This is a genomic window from Telluria sp. ZT3P26 (assembly GCF_059686035.1).
On the sequence record NZ_JCASII010000006.1, the window covers coordinates 28,343 to 45,506 of the forward strand.

At 63.8% G+C, this 17,164-nt stretch carries 13 protein-coding genes; 10 read left to right on the forward strand and 3 right to left on the reverse strand.

Annotated features, from left to right (window positions below; translation table 11 throughout):
- Positions 1–43: 43 nt before the first annotated feature.
- Together rplQ and dsbD are read left to right on the forward strand one after the other, a co-directional pair.
- Positions 44–439, forward strand: a complete 396-nt coding sequence (gene rplQ, locus AC56LN_RS18925) for a 50S ribosomal protein L17 (RefSeq protein ID WP_183554222.1) — start codon at positions 44–46, stop codon at positions 437–439.
- A 124-nt stretch (positions 440–563) separates the two neighbouring features.
- Positions 564–2,417 carry a protein-disulfide reductase DsbD gene (gene dsbD, locus AC56LN_RS18930; RefSeq protein WP_499574022.1) on the forward strand — a complete coding sequence of 618 codons (1,854 nt, stop codon included), beginning with the start codon at positions 564–566 and terminating at the stop codon, positions 2,415–2,417.
- A 41-nt stretch (positions 2,418–2,458) separates the two neighbouring features.
- Here dsbD and AC56LN_RS18935 read toward each other — a convergent pair whose 3' ends face one another.
- The gene (locus AC56LN_RS18935) at positions 2,459–2,992 is read right to left on the reverse strand and encodes a Spy/CpxP family protein refolding chaperone (protein WP_499574025.1); all 534 of its coding nucleotides are present in this window, start codon (positions 2,990–2,992) and stop codon (positions 2,459–2,461) included.
- A gap of 198 nt (positions 2,993–3,190) precedes the next feature.
- Between AC56LN_RS18935 and AC56LN_RS18940 the strand changes: the two genes are divergently transcribed.
- The 5 genes from AC56LN_RS18940 to AC56LN_RS18960 all read left to right on the forward strand — a co-directional run bounded on the left by AC56LN_RS18940 (position 3,191) and on the right by AC56LN_RS18960 (position 10,737).
- Positions 3,191–3,919 (forward strand): response regulator, encoded by a 729-nt coding sequence (locus AC56LN_RS18940; protein ID WP_183554216.1) that lies wholly within the window; start codon positions 3,191–3,193, stop codon positions 3,917–3,919.
- Positions 3,916–5,271: an ATP-binding protein gene (locus tag AC56LN_RS18945; protein WP_499574027.1), complete on the forward strand. Its 1,356-nt coding sequence runs from the start codon at positions 3,916–3,918 to the stop codon at positions 5,269–5,271. Before AC56LN_RS18940 ends, AC56LN_RS18945 begins: the two co-directional genes overlap by 4 nt.
- Positions 5,272–5,395: 124 nt before the next feature.
- Entirely contained in the window at positions 5,396–6,565 is a 1,170-nt protein-coding gene (locus AC56LN_RS18950) for an efflux RND transporter periplasmic adaptor subunit (RefSeq protein WP_499574030.1), read from the forward strand.
- Positions 6,562–9,669 carry an efflux RND transporter permease subunit gene (locus tag AC56LN_RS18955; RefSeq protein WP_499574032.1) on the forward strand — a complete coding sequence of 1,036 codons (3,108 nt, stop codon included), beginning with the start codon at positions 6,562–6,564 and terminating at the stop codon, positions 9,667–9,669. Before AC56LN_RS18950 ends, AC56LN_RS18955 begins: the two co-directional genes overlap by 4 nt.
- A 141-nt stretch (positions 9,670–9,810) precedes the next feature.
- Positions 9,811–10,737 carry a hypothetical protein gene (locus AC56LN_RS18960; RefSeq protein WP_499574033.1) on the forward strand — a complete coding sequence of 309 codons (927 nt, stop codon included), beginning with the start codon at positions 9,811–9,813 and terminating at the stop codon, positions 10,735–10,737.
- Positions 10,738–11,059: 322 nt separating this feature from the next.
- Here AC56LN_RS18960 and hemB read toward each other — a convergent pair whose 3' ends face one another.
- Both hemB and yihA read right to left on the reverse strand, forming a co-directional pair.
- Positions 11,060–12,067 carry a porphobilinogen synthase gene (hemB, locus tag AC56LN_RS18965; RefSeq protein ID WP_499574037.1) on the reverse strand — a complete coding sequence of 336 codons (1,008 nt, stop codon included), beginning with the start codon at positions 12,065–12,067 and terminating at the stop codon, positions 11,060–11,062.
- Positions 12,068–12,086: 19 nt separating this feature from the next.
- Positions 12,087–12,833, reverse strand: a complete 747-nt coding sequence (yihA, locus tag AC56LN_RS18970; RefSeq protein WP_499574039.1) for a ribosome biogenesis GTP-binding protein YihA/YsxC — start codon at positions 12,831–12,833, stop codon at positions 12,087–12,089.
- 151 nt (positions 12,834–12,984) lie between these two features.
- Between yihA and AC56LN_RS18975 the strand changes: the two genes are divergently transcribed.
- From AC56LN_RS18975 to ccsB, 3 genes are all read left to right on the forward strand, one after another.
- A complete protein-coding gene (locus AC56LN_RS18975; RefSeq protein WP_499574043.1) occupies positions 12,985–13,656 on the forward strand; it encodes a c-type cytochrome in 672 nt (223 codons plus the stop codon).
- A 111-nt stretch (positions 13,657–13,767) separates the two neighbouring features.
- Positions 13,768–15,870 (forward strand): cytochrome c biogenesis protein ResB, encoded by a 2,103-nt coding sequence (locus AC56LN_RS18980; RefSeq protein ID WP_499574045.1) that lies wholly within the window; start codon positions 13,768–13,770, stop codon positions 15,868–15,870.
- A gap of 23 nt (positions 15,871–15,893) precedes the next feature.
- On the forward strand, positions 15,894–17,072 hold the full coding sequence (ccsB, locus tag AC56LN_RS18985) for a c-type cytochrome biogenesis protein CcsB (RefSeq protein ID WP_499574047.1): 1,179 nt from the start codon (positions 15,894–15,896) through the stop codon (positions 17,070–17,072).
- The last annotated feature ends 92 nt before the right edge of the window (positions 17,073–17,164 follow it).

The following is a 17,164-nucleotide window of genomic DNA, read 5'->3' on the forward strand; positions in this document are numbered from 1 at the left end:
ACGATCGAAGAACTGGCATTGAAAACACCCGAAAGGAATTACCATGCGTCACCGTCACGGCCTTCGTAAGCTGAATCGTACCTCGTCCCACCGTCTGGCAATGCTGCGCAACATGACTGTTTCGCTGCTGCGTCATGAAGCCATCAAGACCACCGTCCCAAAAGCCAAGGAACTGCGTCGCGTCATCGAACCGATCCTGACCCTGGGCAAGACCGACACCCTGGCAAACAAGCGCCTGGCCTTCGCTCGCCTGCGCGACCGCGAAATGGTCCTGAAGCTGTTCGCTGAGCTGGGTCCACGCTACGCAAACCGCAACGGCGGCTACCTGCGTATCCTGAAGATGGGTTTCCGCGTTGGCGACAATGCACCAATGGCTTACGTTGAACTGCTGGATCGTCCAGAAGTGACTTCGGAAGAAGAAGCACCGACCGCCGAGTAATCGACTGTCGTTGAAAAGACCAGGCTTCGGCCTGGTTTTTTTTCGCCTGTCGATCGCCCCGCCCTGCGCGGCTCGGGCAGCCGGTGTACCATGCCCGTGCCTTATTACAACTGACTCGACCTCCATGCCCCGATTCCCTGCACGGCACTGGCTTGCTGCCTGCCTGACGCTGTTTGCCTTTTTCACGCTGTTCGCTGCCGCGCCTGGCCGCGCCGCCGAGGAATTTCTCGACCCCGCCATCGCCTTCAAGTTCGAAGCGCGCATGGCCGATCCGCAGACCGCCGAAGTCACGTTCACGATCGCGCCGGCGTACTACATGTACCGCGAACGCTTCGCGTTCAAGTCGAGCAACCCGGCGGTCAAGCTGGGCACGCCGGCGATTCCACCAGGCACCGTGAAGTACGACCAGACGTTCGAGAAGGACGTGGAAACCTACAAGGGCGCGCTGACGATCCGCATCCCGGTCGAGGGTGATGGCGCATTCACGTTGACGGCAACCAGCCAGGGCTGTGCTGACGCCGGCCTGTGCTACCCGCCGCAGGATCACACGGCCAGCCTGAGCGCAGGGAAGGGCGGTGCTGCCGCACCGGCGCTGCCGATTGGCGCCGCAGCGTCGCAGGGTGGCATGTCGACGCCACTGTCATCGACACCGATGGCCGACAGCGCACCTGCCACCCCGGCTACCCAGGCCGCCCCGGCAGCAGCACCAGCACAATCCGACCTCTCCAACATCGCCGGCATCCTCGGCGGCGGCAGCCTGCTGGCCATCGTCCCGGCATTCATCCTGCTGGGCCTGGGCCTGGCATTCACGCCATGCGTGTTGCCGATGGTGCCGATCCTGTCGTCGATCATCGTGGGCGAGGGCAAGAACGTCAGCCGTGCGCGTGGCTTCCTGTTGTCGGTGACGTACTCGCTGGGCATGGCGATCGTCTACACATTGCTGGGCGTGGCCGCAGGCCTGGCCGGCGAAGGCCTTGCGGCAGCGCTGCAGAATCCCTGGGTGCTCGGCACCTTCGCGCTGCTGATCGTGGCGATGTCGCTGTCGATGTTCGGTTTCTATCAGTTACAACTCCCATCGGCATTGCAGACCAGTCTGAGCAATGTCTCGAACCGCCAGCAGTCGGGCAAGCTGGCCGGCGTGTTCGCGATGGGCGCCATCTCTGCGCTGATCGTCGGCCCCTGCGTGGCGGCGCCGCTGGCCGGTGCGCTCGTCTACATCAGCCAGACGCGCGACGTGTTCCTGGGCGGCGCAGCGCTGTTCTCGATGGCCGTGGGCATGAGCATTCCGCTGCTGCTGGTGGGTGTGTCGGCGGGCTCACTGCTGCCGCGCGTGGGTGCCTGGATGGAGTCGGTCAAGCGCCTGTTCGGTGTCCTGATGCTGGCGATGGCGATCTGGCTGGTCTCGCCCGTCATCCCGCCAGTGGCGCAGATGCTGCTGTGGGCCGCGCTGCTGCTGGGCTATGGCTTTTATCTGCTGCGCCACACGCGCCACTGGGCCGCGATGGCCTTTGGCGCGGCATTCGCACTGATGGGCGGCATGCAGCTGGTGGGCGTCGCGAGCGGCGGGCGCGATGCGTTCGCACCGCTGGCGCACCTGAGCGGCACGCCGCAACATCACGGGCTGGTATTCACCCGCATCAAGACGGTGGACCAGCTGGACGCGGCCCTGGCCGCCAATGCCGGCAAGACCGTCATGCTCGACTTTTATGCGGACTGGTGCGTGTCGTGCAAGGAAATGGAGAAGTTCACGTTCGTCGACCCAAAGGTACAGGCGAAGCTGGCCAATACCGCGCTGCTGCAGGTCGACGTGACCGCCAACGATGCGGCTGACAAGGCAATGCTCAAGCGCTTCGGCCTGTTCGGGCCGCCGGGCATCATCCTGTTCGATGCGCAGGGCAAGGAAATTGCTGATAGCCGGGTAATCGGCTACCAGAATGCAGAGAAGTTTTCGGCGTCGCTGGAACGCCTGGGACAATGAACACCGACGGCACGGCCGCCGGCGTCAGGTGAGGCAAGTGCTTATGCGTTGGCGCGATGCTGCTGGTGATGACGCCCGCCCTTGCGGTGCTGGGCCTGCGCATCGAACGTCTTGCGCTGCTCGGGCGTGAGCACCGCATAGAAGCTGTTCAGGGCGGTGAGGCGCGATTCCATCTTCGCGGTGCGCGCTTTCTGCATGGCGATCTGCTTTTCCATGCGCTGCGGCGCGCTCAGGCTGGCCCAGGCAGCGCGGTCGCCACGGCCGGCGCGCTCACCGTGTTTCGCTGGCGTGCGGCTGGCAACGAAGGCATCCCAGGCTGGCTTTTGCTGGGCCGTCAGGTTCAGCGACGCCTGCAGCTTGGCCTGGTTTTCGGCGCGTTTCTGCGCCATCCTGGCGTGGCGCTCGCCCGCCTTTGCTTGCCACTCGGCCTTCTTGGCCAGGCGTTGTTCAGCCGTCAACGTCGATGCCTGGCGACCCTCGGCAGGCGCGGTGCTTTGGGCCTGGGCACCGACGGTGGCGCCGAACAGGCCGGCAGCGGTGAAAGCGATCACGAGGTGTTTGCGAAGGGTGTTCATGATAAATCCTTTGTGTGAGAGTCTGGTTGGCTGTGCATCCGAAACGCTCGCTGCACAGGACCTATCCTGGGTCAAAACTGTAACCATGGGATTTCCTCTGCCGGGCACTTTGTATCCATATGTTTCGCGCCTATCGGCTTATACACAGCGATACAAAAACTTCCGCCGGTCTTGTCATAAATTCGGATAATTGCGGTTATGGATAATCCCTCTACGATTCTGATCGTCGACGACGACCGCGACATCCGCACGCTGCTGGCCGACTACCTCGAGTCCAACAGCTACCGGACGCTCGGCGCCGCCGACGGCACTGCGATGTGGAAGACGCTCGACGAAACGCGTCCCGACCTCATCGTGCTCGACCTGAACATGCCCGGCGACGACGGCCTGACCCTGTGCCGCAAGCTGCGCGCCACCTCGAGCCTGCCCGTCATCATGCTCACCGCCCGCAACGAACCCCTCGACCGCATCCTGGGCCTGGAAATGGGTGCCGACGACTACCTGCCGAAACCGTTCGAGCCGCGCGAGCTGCTGGCGCGCATCCGCAGCGTGCTGCGCCGCTCGCACGCGATGCCATCGAACACGCCGTCCGAGAACGTGCAGCAGATGCGCTTCTCGGGCTGGACACTGGATCTGACCGCGCGCCACCTGCTCAACCCGGACGGCATCGTCATCATGCTGTCGGGCGCCGAATTCCGCCTGCTGCGCGTGTTCCTCGAACACCCGAACCGCGTGCTCAACCGCGACCAGTTGCTCAACCTCACGCAGGGCCGCGACGCCGATCCGTTCGACCGCTCGATCGACATCCAGATCAGCCGCCTGCGCCAGAAGCTCGGCGAAGACGCGCGCATGCCCCAGATTATCAAGACCGTGCGCAACGGCGGCTACGTGCTGGCCGGCCAGGTCACCGTGGAGCCGGCGGCGTGAAAGCCTTCTTCGGGTCGATGACCGGGCGCGTATTCCTCACGCTGCTGCTGGGCATCCTGACCTCGGCTGCGCTGACGCAGCTGGCAGCCGACTACCAGCGCCTGCGCGACTTCGAACACCAGCGCGATGCGCATGTGCTCGAGCGCGCCGAGCAACTGATCATGGCCACCGAGATCGTGCCGGCATCGGCCCGCTCGATCTACCTCGATGTCGCCAACCGTCCGGGCCTGCAGCTCCAGGTGGGCGACCTGCCGCCGCAGGCGGCGCCCCTGACGCCGTTTGCCGCGTCGCTGGCCAAGCGCCTGGGCAAGGGCTATCGCGTCACCTCACGCGCCACGCGCCCGGCAGCCTGCGGCGTCGTGCAATCGCAGCCCGTGATGTACGGTTTGCTGAGCATGAAATGGGAGGGCGCCTGCGAATCGATCGATGTGCGGCTGCGCGATGGCGCCGAATTGCAACTGTCGGTGCTGCCGCCGCGCTTTTCCGGTGAGGATGTCGACACGAGCATCATCGTCGGCATGTTCCTGGTCAGCATCGCCGTGCTCGCGTATTTCGTTGCGCGCATGACCGCGCTGCCGTTCAAGCAGCTCGCGCAAGCCGCGCAGGACCTGGGCCAGGACATCAACCGTCCGCCGCTCGACCTGGTCGGCGCGATCGAGATCCGCCAGGCCAGCGCCGCCTTCAATGCGATGCAGGCGCGTATCCGCCAGTACATCTTCCAGCGCACGCAGATGCTCGCCGCGATCACGCACGACCTGCAAACGCCGCTCACGCGCATGCGCCTGCGGCTCGAAAAGGTGGGCGACACCGAACTGCAGGACCGCCTGATCGGCGATCTGTCGGCGATGCAGGAAATGGTGCGCGAAGGCCTGGTGCTGGCGCGCAGCATGGACACGACCGAGACGATGCAGATGCTGGATCTGGATTCGCTGCTCGAGGCCGTGTGCGCCGATGCCACCGATGCCGGCCAGGCCGTCACACTTGCCGGCAAGGCTTCGATGGCGGTGCTGGGCCGGCCGATCGACATGCGCCGCTGCCTGGTCAACCTGATCGACAACGCAGTCAAGTACGGGCGCGATGCACGTGTCTGTGTCGACCGTACCAACGGCACCGCGCGCATCCGCATCCGCGACAGCGGGCCGGGCATTCCGCGCAGCGAGCTGGTACGCGTGTTCGATCCGTTCTACCGCGTGGAAACATCGCGCTCGCGCGAATCGGGCGGTACCGGTCTGGGCCTGACGATCGCGCGCAATATCACGGAGCAGCACGGCGGCAGCATCAGCCTGGCCAACCACCACGAAGGCGGTCTGGAAGTGACGCTCATGCTGCCGGCGTATTACCCGAACAAATAACGAAAAAAACCAACAAGCAAAATAAAGCCGTAACGACAGTGTGGGACAATGCGCGCGCGCAACGGCCACATCAACAAGCATCATCACTGGAAAGAGCCGTCGGCACTGGCGGCAAGGGACAAGCATGAACAAGAAGAATGTCGGCGTCATCGCCGTCGTGGCGGCGCTGGTCGTCGGCGGCGGCTGGTACTTTAATCAGGGCAATGACGCCAAGGCGGAGGCGCCAGGCGCCAAAGGTCCCGGCGGCGGCCAGCCACCCGTGACCGTCAATGTGGTCAAGCCCGAGCGGCGCGATGTCGGCGTCGAGCTGTTTGCCAACGGCACCGTCACGCCGGTGCGCACCGTGAACCTGCATCCGCAGACCGTCACTACCATCCGCAAGGTCCATATCCGCGAAGGCCAGTTCGTCAAGGAAGGCGAACTGATGTTCTCGCTCGACGACCGCGCCGACCAGGCCAATGTCGCGCAGGCCCAGGCACAGGTGGCACGCGACCGCGCCACGCTGGCCGACCTCGACCGCCAGTACAAGCGCAGCCAGGAGCTGGTGGCGCAGAACTTCCTGGCGCAAAGTGCGCTTGACTCGCTGCTGAGCCAGGTGGAAGCCCAGCGCGCGCTGGTGCAGTCGAACCAGGCCGCCATGCGCGCCACGCAGGTCAGCGCCAGCTACACGTCGATCCGCGCGCCGATGTCGGGGCGGGTAGGCGCTATTGACGTCCATCCGGGGGCGCTGGTGCAGATGACGACGTCGCTGACCACCGTCACCCAGCTCGACCCGATCAATGTCTCGTTCACGCTGCCGGAATCGACGCTCGGCGCACTGCTTGGCGCCCAGAGAGCCGGCAATGTCGACGTCCATGTGACGAGCGGCGCCGATGCGAAACCGGTCGCCGGGCGCCTGAGCTTCATCGACAACGCCGTCGACGCGCAGGCCGGCACCATTCGCGTCAAGGGTGAGTTCTCCAACAACAACACCAGCCTGTGGCCCGGCCAGTACGTGACCGCGCGCGTGGTCGTGCAAACGCTCAAGGACGCCATCGTGATCCCGCAGACGGCGATCATCACGTCGACCAACGGCACGTTCGTCTACGTGCTGGCCGAAGGCAACTCGGCGCGCCAGGTGCCGGTCAAGCGCGTGTATGCGTTTGGCGACCACGCCGCCGTCACCGGCCTGAGCGGCGCCGAGCAGGTGATCACCGAAGGCAAGCAGAACCTGCGGCCGGGCGGCAAGGTGCGCCTGGCGCAGGCGGCCAAGCCGGCCCCGGCCGAACAACCCAAGCAGGGTGAGCAGGCATGAACCTGTCCGAACTGTGTATCCGCCGTCCTGTGATGGTGGTGCTGTTGTCGCTCAGCCTCGTGCTGGTGGGCATCCTGTCGTACATGAAGATCCCGGTCGCCGCGCTGCCGAGCTATAACACACCGGTCATCAACGTCTCGGCCAACCTGCCGGGCGCGAGTCCCGAGACGATGGCGTCGTCGGTCGCGCTGCCGCTCGAGAAGCAGTTCTCGACCATTGCCGGCATCAAGCTGATCACGTCGAGCAGCACGCAGGGCGATACCAATATCACGCTGGAATTCGACACCTCGATCGATGTCGACAAGGCTGCGGTCGACGTCCAGGCGGCGCTGCTGGTGGCGCAGCGCCGGTTGCCGCTCGAGATGACGGAACTGCCGGCCTACCGCAAGGTCAACCCGGCCGACGCCCCGATCCTGTTCATGCACCTGACCTCGCCGTCGATGGACCTGTCGGAGCTGAACGATTACGCAGAGAATCTGATCTCGCCGGCGATCTCGACCGTGCAGGGCGTCTCGCAAGTCTCGATCAACGGCGGCAAGCGCTTCGCCGTGCGCGTGCGCGCCAAGTCCGACCTGATGAACGCGCGCAATATCTCGATGGACGAGCTGGCGGCAGCGCTGCGCGCGGCCAATTCGAACACGCCGCTGGGTATTCTTGATGGCCCGACCCAGGCGCTGACGATCCAGGGCGGCGGCCAGCTGATGAAGGCGGCCGACTTCGCCAACCTGATCGTTGCCACGCGTGAAGGGTTGCCGGTGCGCCTGCGCGATATCGCCGAGGTCCAGGACAGCTATCAGTCGGTCAAGGCCATGGGTAGCCTGAACGGCGAGCGCTCGATCTCGCTGATGGTGCAGCGCCAGCCGAATGCCAACACGGTCGAAGTGGTCGACGCTGTGCGGGCGCTGATCCCGCGCTTTGAAGGGCAATTGCCGGCCTCGATCAAGATCGAGCTCGTCAACGACCGTTCGCTGTCGATCCGCGAAGCGATCCACGACGTCAACCTGACGCTGCTGGGCACGGTGATGCTGGTGATCCTGGTGATCTTCCTGTTCCTGCACCGCGCGGCGGCCACGTTCATTCCGGCCGTGACGGTGCCGATCTCGCTGCTGGGCGCGCTTTCGCTGCTGTATTGGCTCGGCTATAGCCTCGACAATATCTCGCTGCTGGGCATCACGCTGGCGGTCGGCCTGGTGGTCGACGATGCGATCGTGGTGCTGGAAAATATCGTGCGCCACATGGAGATGGGCAAGAAGCCGATGCACGCCTCGCTCGTCGGCGCGCGCGAAATGGGCTTTACCATCATCTCGATCTCGATCTCGCTGGTGGCCGTGTTCATCCCGATCTTCTTCATGCCGGGCGTGATCGGCCTGCTGTTCCGCGAATTTGCCGTCATTGTCGGGCTGGCCGTGATGGTGTCGGCGGTCGTGTCGCTGACGCTGGTGCCGATGCTGTGCTCGCGCCTGCTCAAGGATGGCGGCCACGTCGATCCGAAAGACATGTCGTGGATCGGTCGCCGTTTCGAAGCCATGTTCACCAATGTGCGCAACGGCTACGGCCGCACGCTCGACATGGCGCTGCGCCACCGCTTTTTAGTCCTGATGCTGGCGCTGGGCACCTTCGTGCTGACCGCCGTGCTGTACATGACGATGCCGAAAGGCTTCTTCCCGGAAGAAGATATCGGCCAGATCCGCGTGAACGTCGAGGCGTCCGAAGACACGTCCTCGGTCGCGCTGGCCGAACTGCAGGGCAAGGTGGTCGACATCGTCCGCGCCAATCCGTACGTGCAGGACACGACCTCGTTCAGTGGCGGTGGCAACACGGGCCGCATGTTCCTGGTACTGAAACCCCGCGGCGAGCGGCCACCGATGGCGCTCGTGATCGACGACCTGCGCAAGGCCACGCGCGCGGTGCCGGGTGTGCAGGTGTTCATGTCGCCCCAGCAAAACCTGCAACTGGGCGGGCGCCAGAGCAAGGCGCGCTACCAGTACACGCTGCAAAGCGTGTCGGGCGGCGAAATTGGCGGCTGGGCCGAACGGTTCCTGGAAGGCATGCGGCAGGATGCGCGCTTCCGCGACGTCAACAGCGATTCGCAGAACAAGGCGCTGCAAGCGACCGTGGACATCGACCGCGACAAGGCTGCACTGCTGGGCCTCGAAATGGACGATATCCGCACCGTGATGTACGCGTCGTTCGGCGAGCGCCAGGTCTCGACCATCTACTCGACGGCTGCCAGCTACTACGTGATCCTGGAAGCGGCTGCCAGCGACCGCTCCTACGACGAAGCGCTGTCGCGCGTGTCGGTGCGCAGCAAGTCGGGCGATCTGGTCAAGCTGTCGAGCGTGGCCACGGTGCGCCGTACGGTTGGCCCGCTGCAAGTGAATCACCAGGGGCAGTTGCAGGCGATCACGCTGTCGTTCAACCTGGCGCCGGGCGTGCCGCTGGGCGACGCCACCGCCGCCATCGAACAGATGGGCACGGCGATGAAGTTACCGGCCTCGGTGATTGCCACTTATGGCGGTGACGCGGCCGTGTTCCAGGACACGCAGTCGAGCCAGCTGATTCTGATCCTGACGGCGATCGGCGTCATCTACGTGCTGCTGGGCGTCTTGTACGAGAGCTATATCCACCCGCTGACCATTCTGGCGGGCCTGCCATCGGCGGCGGTCGGCGCGCTGTTGACGCTGTGGATCTTCGACAAGGACCTGACGCTGATCGCGATGATTGGCATCCTGATGCTGATCGGTATCGTCAAGAAGAACGCCATCATGATGATCGACTTCGCGCTCGATGCGCAGCGTACGCTGGGCATGAGTCCGCAAGAGGCGATCCGCGAAGCGTGCATCCTGCGCTTCCGGCCGATCCTGATGACGACGCTGGCCGCGCTGATGGGCGCGCTGCCGATCGCGCTGGGCATCGGTGCCGGCGCCGAGCTGCGCCAGCCGCTGGGCCTCGCGGTGTGCGGTGGCTTGATCTTCTCGCAAGTCATCACGCTGTACATCACGCCGGTGATTTACCTGTACCTGGACCGCTTCAGCGGCACCGGGCCGATGACGGACGAACAGCTCGCGAAGGCCGACGATGTCCCGGTTGCCCACCATGCTTAATTTCGGAAACATTTGGTAACAACCATCAACGCCAGCAGCGGTACAGTCCGCTCGCTGGCGTGATGCGCTGGTACTCTAAAACGGTTAGACTGCGCCTCTCTGCTGTTTTTTTAGACGTCGCTTCCAGGATACCGATCTACCTTGCGTGACCATCCCCACTCCTACGATCAGGACAGCGAAGTTTGCTCCCACTGCGGACAGCCACTGGTACGCCCGGGCCCGCAATACGAGCGCGAGGGCTCCAAGCGCGGCGGCCTGATCGGCACGATCGCGCTGCACTTGCTGCTGCTGGCGATCTTCATTTTCAAGCCGCCCGAAAAAGAGCAGAAGACAGCGCGTCCGGCGTCCGACCGGGAAACCGATGTGTTCTTTGTCCAGCCGCTGCAGCAGCCGACGAAGGCGCAGCGCGAGCAGAAGCCCAAACCGGCACCGAAACCGACGCCCCGGCAGGAAACGCCGCGTCCGAAGCAACCGGAGCGCGTGTTCGTCCAGCGCTTGCCCGACACGATCACGATTCCCGACGAAAAGCCGGTCGAGCGCACGCCACCGCCACCACAGCCGCCGCAGCCAAAAACCGAGGTTCCACCCGACATGGACATGGCCGCCTACGTCAAAGCCCAGCGCGAGCGCCGTGGCGCACCGACCGGCAGCGAAGTGGAAACCCCGGAAAGCGACGCCGTCCGCGGCAACCGCAACGCGCTGGCGAACATCGCCGCGATCAACGGCCGGGGCCGCGACGACAGCAACGAGTCAGGCGGCATCTTCTCGATATCGAACAAGACGTTCAACACGATGGACCTGAAGTTCCGCGGCTGGAACCCGAGCTTCAAGCGCCGCTGGCTGACGGCGGTAACGGTGGAGCAGGGCAGCGCACGCGACATCGAAACAGCCGTCATCAAGAAAATGATCGAGCTGATCCGCAAGGAAAAGAACGGCGACTTCGAATGGGATTCGCACCGCCTGGGCCGCGTAGTCAAGCTCAGCGCCCGCCCAGCAGACGAAGCGCGCCTGACCGAGTTCTTATACAAAGAAATGTTCCCGGAATACCGCCCGCCACCGGGAGGGTGATGAATGTAGCAAAAAAAGCCGGGGTCAGGTCTGACATTCGGACACGGCCTCGACAAAAAGCCGGGGTCAGGTCTGACATTCGGACACGACCTCGACAGTCGGGCAGCGAAAAAAGCGGGGTCAGGTCTGACATTCGGACACGGCCTCGACCGTCTGGCAGTCAGGACTAGCTTGCACCGGGCCATGCCGATACTGCGCAAGACACCGTTAGATGTGGAAAAGGCTGAGTTCGTGTCCGAATGTCAGACCTGACCCCAGCTGTGCTAGCTGTGCCGTAAAAAAACCGTGCCATGGCACGGTTTTTTGTTGGGTGTGCGGGTGGTTAACCTGCCTTCAATTTCCGGGCAATTTCCAGCGCGAAGTACGTCAGCACGCCATCGGCGCCCGCGCGCTTGAACGCCATCATCGATTCCATCATGACCTTGTCATGGTCCAGCCAGCCATTGAGCGCGGCTGCCTTGAGCATCGCGTATTCGCCGCTGACCTGGTAGGCAAACGTCGGCACCCTGAACTCATCCTTTACCCGGCGCACGATGTCCAGGTACGGCATGCCTGGCTTGACCATCACCATGTCGGCGCCTTCGGCCAGGTCCAGCGCCACTTCGCGCAGCGCTTCGTCGCTGTTGGCCGGGTCCATCTGGTAGGTGTTCTTGTCGGCCTTGCCGAGATTGGCCGATGAGCCGACTGCATCGCGGAACGGTCCGTAGAACGCGGACGCATACTTGGCCGAGTACGCCATGATGCGCGTATGAATATGGCCCTGCGCTTCGAATGCGGTGCGGATCGCGCCGATGCGCCCGTCCATCATGTCCGACGGTGCGACGATGTCCACGCCAGCGTCGGCGTGGGTGAGCGCTTGCTTGACCAGCATCTCGATCGTCTTTTCATTGACGATATAACCGTTCTCGTCCGGCAGGCCGTCCTGGCCGTGGGTCGTGTACGGGTCGAGCGCGATGTCGGTGATGATGCCCAGCTCCGGGAAGTTGCGCTTGAGCTCGCGGACCACGCGCGGCACCAGACCATCCGGATTGGTCGCTTCGATACCGTCATAGGTTTTCACCGACTGGTCGACCAGCGGGAACAGCGCCATGGCCGGAATCCCGAGCGCGACGCATTCTTCGGCCACCTTCAGCAGCAGGTCGAGCGAGACGCGGGCCACGCCCGGCATCGAGCCGACTTCCTGGCGCACGTTCTGGCCTTCCAGAACGAACACGGGATAGATCAGGTCGGATGCGGTAATCGTGTTCTCGCGCATCATGGCGCGGGAGAACGGGTCGCGGCGCATACGCCGCGGCCGGGCCGCCGGGTAGGCGGAAGTGATGATGCTCATCGAGTGGCTCCTTGCAGGATCAGGCGGAGGTTTGATCGTCGTCCGCCGACGGCGCGCCAGATTCGTCGTGCTCTTCTTCCTCACCCTCGTACTCGCCGGCAACGCCGTCCAGCCCGGCCAGCGCAAGGATCTTGGCATCGGCTTCTTCGATGCCGATGCGCTTGAGCGCCGAGAACAGCTGCACCGTGAACGGGAAGCCGACGCCATCTTCATCGACGTAGCTTTCGAGCACGCCGCGCGCTTCACGCAGGGCATTGGTCGATTCGTTGCGGTTGAGCTTATCGGCCTTGGTCAGGATGCAGTGGATCGGCTTGCCGGTCGGGGCGAACCATTCGAGCATCTGGACGTCCAGATCGGTGAACGGACGGCGCGAATCCATGATCAGGATGAGCGCAGCGAGCTGGTCGCGGCGCTGGACATAATCGCCCAGCAGCTTTTGCCAGTGCAGCTTGGCCGTGCCCGACACTTCGGCGTAACCGTAGCCCGGCAAGTCGACCAGCAGCGCTTCGATTTCATCGACCCGGACCGCGTCCTTGCGGTGCTGGCCCACATGGGCGCCGCCGATCGAGAAATAATTGATGTGCTGCGTGCGACCTGGCGTCTTCGACGCGAAGGCAAGACCCTTCTGGTTCGTGAGGATATTGATCGCTGTGGATTTGCCGGCGTTGGAGCGCCCGGCGAAGGCGATTTCCGGCACATTCGTGTCGGGAAGGTCGCGCAACTGATTCACGGTCGTAAAGAACCGGGCTTGCCATAATCTGGACATTGGGGAGAAGGTATAAGAGGACTACGAAATGGCGTTGGAGAAACAAAGCTATTGTACAATAAGGGGTTGATTGCTGCCTGCCAGCCCCATGGCCCAAGCAATCAGGGCGCTGCACTGAACCTTCAATTATTGACTTTTTCAAGGTGCTAGTATGAACCGCTTGTCGTCCCCCCTGCTCAAAACACTGTTGGTCACACTAACTGTTTTCGGGGGACTCCCGGCGGCGTCAGCGGCGACGCCCGCAGCGGCACCTGCCGCCAAGGCCGATCCGGCCAGGGGCGGCGCGCTGTACGATGCGGGCGACCCCGCGCGCGGCCTGCCATCGTGCGTGTCGTGCCATGGCGCGGCGGGCAATTCGTCCATCGTTGCCAATCCCAAGCTCTCGGGTCAGTTCGCCAGCTACACGCACAAGCAACTGGTCGACTTCACGACCCCGAACCGCCAGCAGCCGATCATGACGACCTACGCCAAGATGCTCACCGATGCCGAGAAGAAGGACATTGCGGCCTGGCTGGCGGTGCAGGTACATAAACCGGGCGCGGCCAAGAACAAGGACACCGTTGAACTGGGCCGCAAGATCTATCGCGGCGGCATCGCCGAGCGTGGCGTAGCAGCCTGTGCCAGCTGTCATGGCGCCAACGCCAGCGGCATCCCCGCCCAATATCCGCGCCTTGCTGGTCAGCATCAGGATTACACGACCGCCCAGCTTGAAGCATTCAAGAGTGGCACCCGCGCCAACAGCCCGCAAATGACCACGCTCTCGCAGCGCATGTCGACGGCTGAAATGCGCGCGGTGGCCGACTATATCGCCGGCTTGCGCTAAGAGACTCCACGATCTCGCATAAGCAACATTGAACGCAGGAAGGGCGGCAGCGACGGGCTGACCCCCTTCCTGCAAGCGGCTACCCGCCGCGCAGGAAGAAAGTTGTAAAGCATGAGCACCACCGGAATTACACTGAACACCCGCCGCCGTGGTCTGGCCGAGGCGGTCGAACTGATCTCATCGATGCGGTTTGCGATCAGTCTTCTCACCATCATCTCCATCTCGTCGATCATCGGCACCGTCCTCAAGCAGGCCGAGCCGATGTCGAACTACGTCAACCAGTTCGGCCCGTTCTGGTTCGAGATTTTCAACAAGTTCGGCCTGTACAGCGTGTATTCCAGCTGGTGGTTCCTCGTGATCCTGGTGGTGCTGGTGATGTCCACCAGCATGTGCCTGATCCGCAACGCGCCGAAAATGATGCGCGACATGCGCAGCTGGCGCGAGAACGTGCGCTTCGATTCGCTGCGCAACTTCCACCACAAGCTCGAATGGCAGGCGCCACTGTCGAAAACCGCGCTGGCCGAGCAGAGCGCGCTGCGCCTGCGCCACGCCGGCTACGCCACGAAAATCGTCGAAAAGGACGGCGGCACGCTGGTCACAGCGAAGAAGGGCGCCGGCAACAAATTCGGCTACATCTTCGCGCACTCGTCGATCATCGTGATCCTGGTGGGCGGCACGCTCGACTCGGACTTGCCGGTGCGCATCCAGCAGTGGATCTTCAACAAGACCCCGTTCACCGGCAGCGGCGCCATTGCGGACATTCCGGCCCAGCACCGCCTGGGCACGGGCAACCCGACCTTCCGTGGCAATACCGCCATTGCCGAAGGGCAGGCCAGCCGCACCGCGATCCTGAACCAGCCGACGGGCGTCCTGGTGCAGGAGCTGCCGTTCTCGCTGCAGCTCAAGAAATTCCATATCGAGTTCTATTCGACCGGCATGCCGAAACTGTTTGCCAGCGACGTGGTCGTGCGCGACCTGGAAACCGGTCACACGTTCGAATCGACCATCAAGGTCAATCACCCGCTGATCTACAAGGGCATCGCCGTCTACCAGTCGAGCTTTGACGATGGCGGCAGCAAACTGCGGCTGACGGGGTTCCCGATGAACGGCGCCGGCAGCGCCAGTTTCCCGATCGAAGGCGAAGTCAATGGCGCCACCGAACTGAAGATCGGCGGCCAGACCTATGCGGTCGAGTGGTCGGGCTTCCGCCCGTTCAACGTCGAGAACATCAGCCAGGGCAATGACGTGCGCGCAGTGAGCAAGGGCACGTCGTTCAATGAACAGTTCGCCGCTACGCTGGGCAAGGCGTCGGGCGCGGCCGCCAAGCTCGATGCCACGAAAGACCTCAAGAACGTCGGCCCCAGCGTGCAATACAAGCTGCGCGACGCCAGCGGCCAGGCCCGCGAATACATGAACTACATGCAGCCGATGACGCTTGATGGCGCGCAGGTGTATCTGGCCGGCGTGCGCGCGAACCCGTCGGAAAGCTTCAGCTTCCTGCGCATTCCCGTCGACGAACGCTTTGGCGTGGGCGACTGGATGCGCCTGCGCGCGGCGCTGGCCGATCCCGAGGCGCGCGTCGTGGCGGCGCGCCGCTATGCCGCGCGGGCGCTGGGGGGCAACCAGAGCAGCAGCGAGCTGGCCGGCCAGTTGCAGGAGTCGGCTGCGCGCACGCTCGGCATCTTCGCCGGCGGCGACGGCCGTGGCGGCTTCATCGGCGTGGCCCAGTTCCTGGAAAAGATTCCGCAGGCCGAGCAAGAGAAGGCGGCGGGCATCTTCATGAAGATGCTCAACGGCGCCCTGTGGGAGCTGTGGCAGGTGGCGCGCGAAAAGCACGGTGACGCCCCGGCCGCGCCAACCGACGCCAATGGCCGCTTCCTGCAACTGGCCACCAACGCGTTGTCGGACACGTACCTGTACGGCGCGCCGGTCTACCTGCAACTGGACGATTTCACCGAAGTGAAGGCCTCGGTGCTGCAATTGACGCGCTCGCCGGGCAAGAACGTGGTCTACTTCGGCTGTGTCCTGCTTGTCCTGGGCGTGTTCGCGATGTTCTACATTCGCGAGCGGCGCGTCTGGATCTGGGTGCGTGACGTGCCTGGCGATGCTGGGGCGGGCGCCGAAGCGCTGATGGCCATGAGCACGCAACGCAAGACGCTCGATTTCGAGCGCGAGTACGAAGACTTGTCTGTAAAGCTGCCACAACCGGCGTAAGCTGCGCGGGCCTGGAGAAAACAATGGAACTGTCACAACCCAAGACTGGCGCCCCGGTGCGCCCGACCGACCAATACCAGGAAGCGCCGGGCTACTTCCGCCGCCTGGGCCCGCTCGACTGGCTGTACGCGCTTGCCTTGTGCGCCGCGGCGCTGTTCGCGCTGAACCGGTACGGCCACTTCATGGACATCTATGAAGAGGTGATCCTGGTGTGCACGGCGCCCGTGTTTGCCGTGCTGGGCTGGTACTGGAAACCGATGCGCTGGCTGCTGCCGCTGGTCGCCGTGCTGTCGCTGGGCGCGATCGCGCTGTACGACGGCAACCTGGCCGCGGCCGAGCAGAAATTCTTCCTGAAGTACATGCTGTCGAGCCAGTCGGCCATCCTGTGGATGAGCGCGCTGTTCGTGTTTTCGACCGTCTTCTACTGGGTTGGCCTGTTAAGCCGCGGCAAGTTCGGCGGCGGCGTGGGCGCTTCGCTGTGCTGGGCTGCAGTCGTGATCGGCGCGGTCGGCATGATGGTGCGCTGGTACGAGTCGTACCTGATCGGCCCGGACGTCGGCCATATCCCGGTGTCGAACCTGTACGAAGTGTTCATCCTGTTTGCCATCATCACCGCGCTGTTCCACCTCTACTACGAAGAACACTACGCCACGCGCCAGCTGGGCCCGTTCGTGATGCTGATCATTGGCGCCGCCGTCGGGTTCCTGCTGTGGTACACGGTCTCGCGCGACGCCGCCCAGATCCAGCCGCTCGTGCCGGCGCTGCAGAGCTGGTGGATGAAAATCCACGTGCCGGCCAATTTCATCGGCTACGGCACCTTTGCGCTGGCCGCGATGGTCGCGTCGGCCTACCTGCTCAAGTCGCACGGCATGCTGGTCGACCGCCTGCCGTCGCTCGAGGTGCTCGACGACGTGATGTACAAGTCGATCTCGGTCGGGTTCGCGTTTTTCACCGTCGCGACCATCCTCGGCGCGCTGTGGGCCGCTGAAGCCTGGGGCGGCTACTGGTCGTGGGATCCGAAAGAAACGTGGGCGCTGATCGTGTGGCTCAACTACGCGGCGTGGCTGCACATGCGCCTGATGACGGGCCTGCGCGGTCGTGTCGCGGCCTGGTGGGCAGTGGTCGGCTTGCTGGTGACCACGTTCGCCTTCCTGGGCGTGAACATGTTCCTGTCCGGCCTGCACTCGTACGGCGAGCTGTAAAGACGGCGCGGGCGCTGACCCGATAGTGTTGGCCGCCTAACGCAAGCTTAAGGGAACTTCGTGTAATGTGAAGCTTCCCAAGCTCGCGAGGC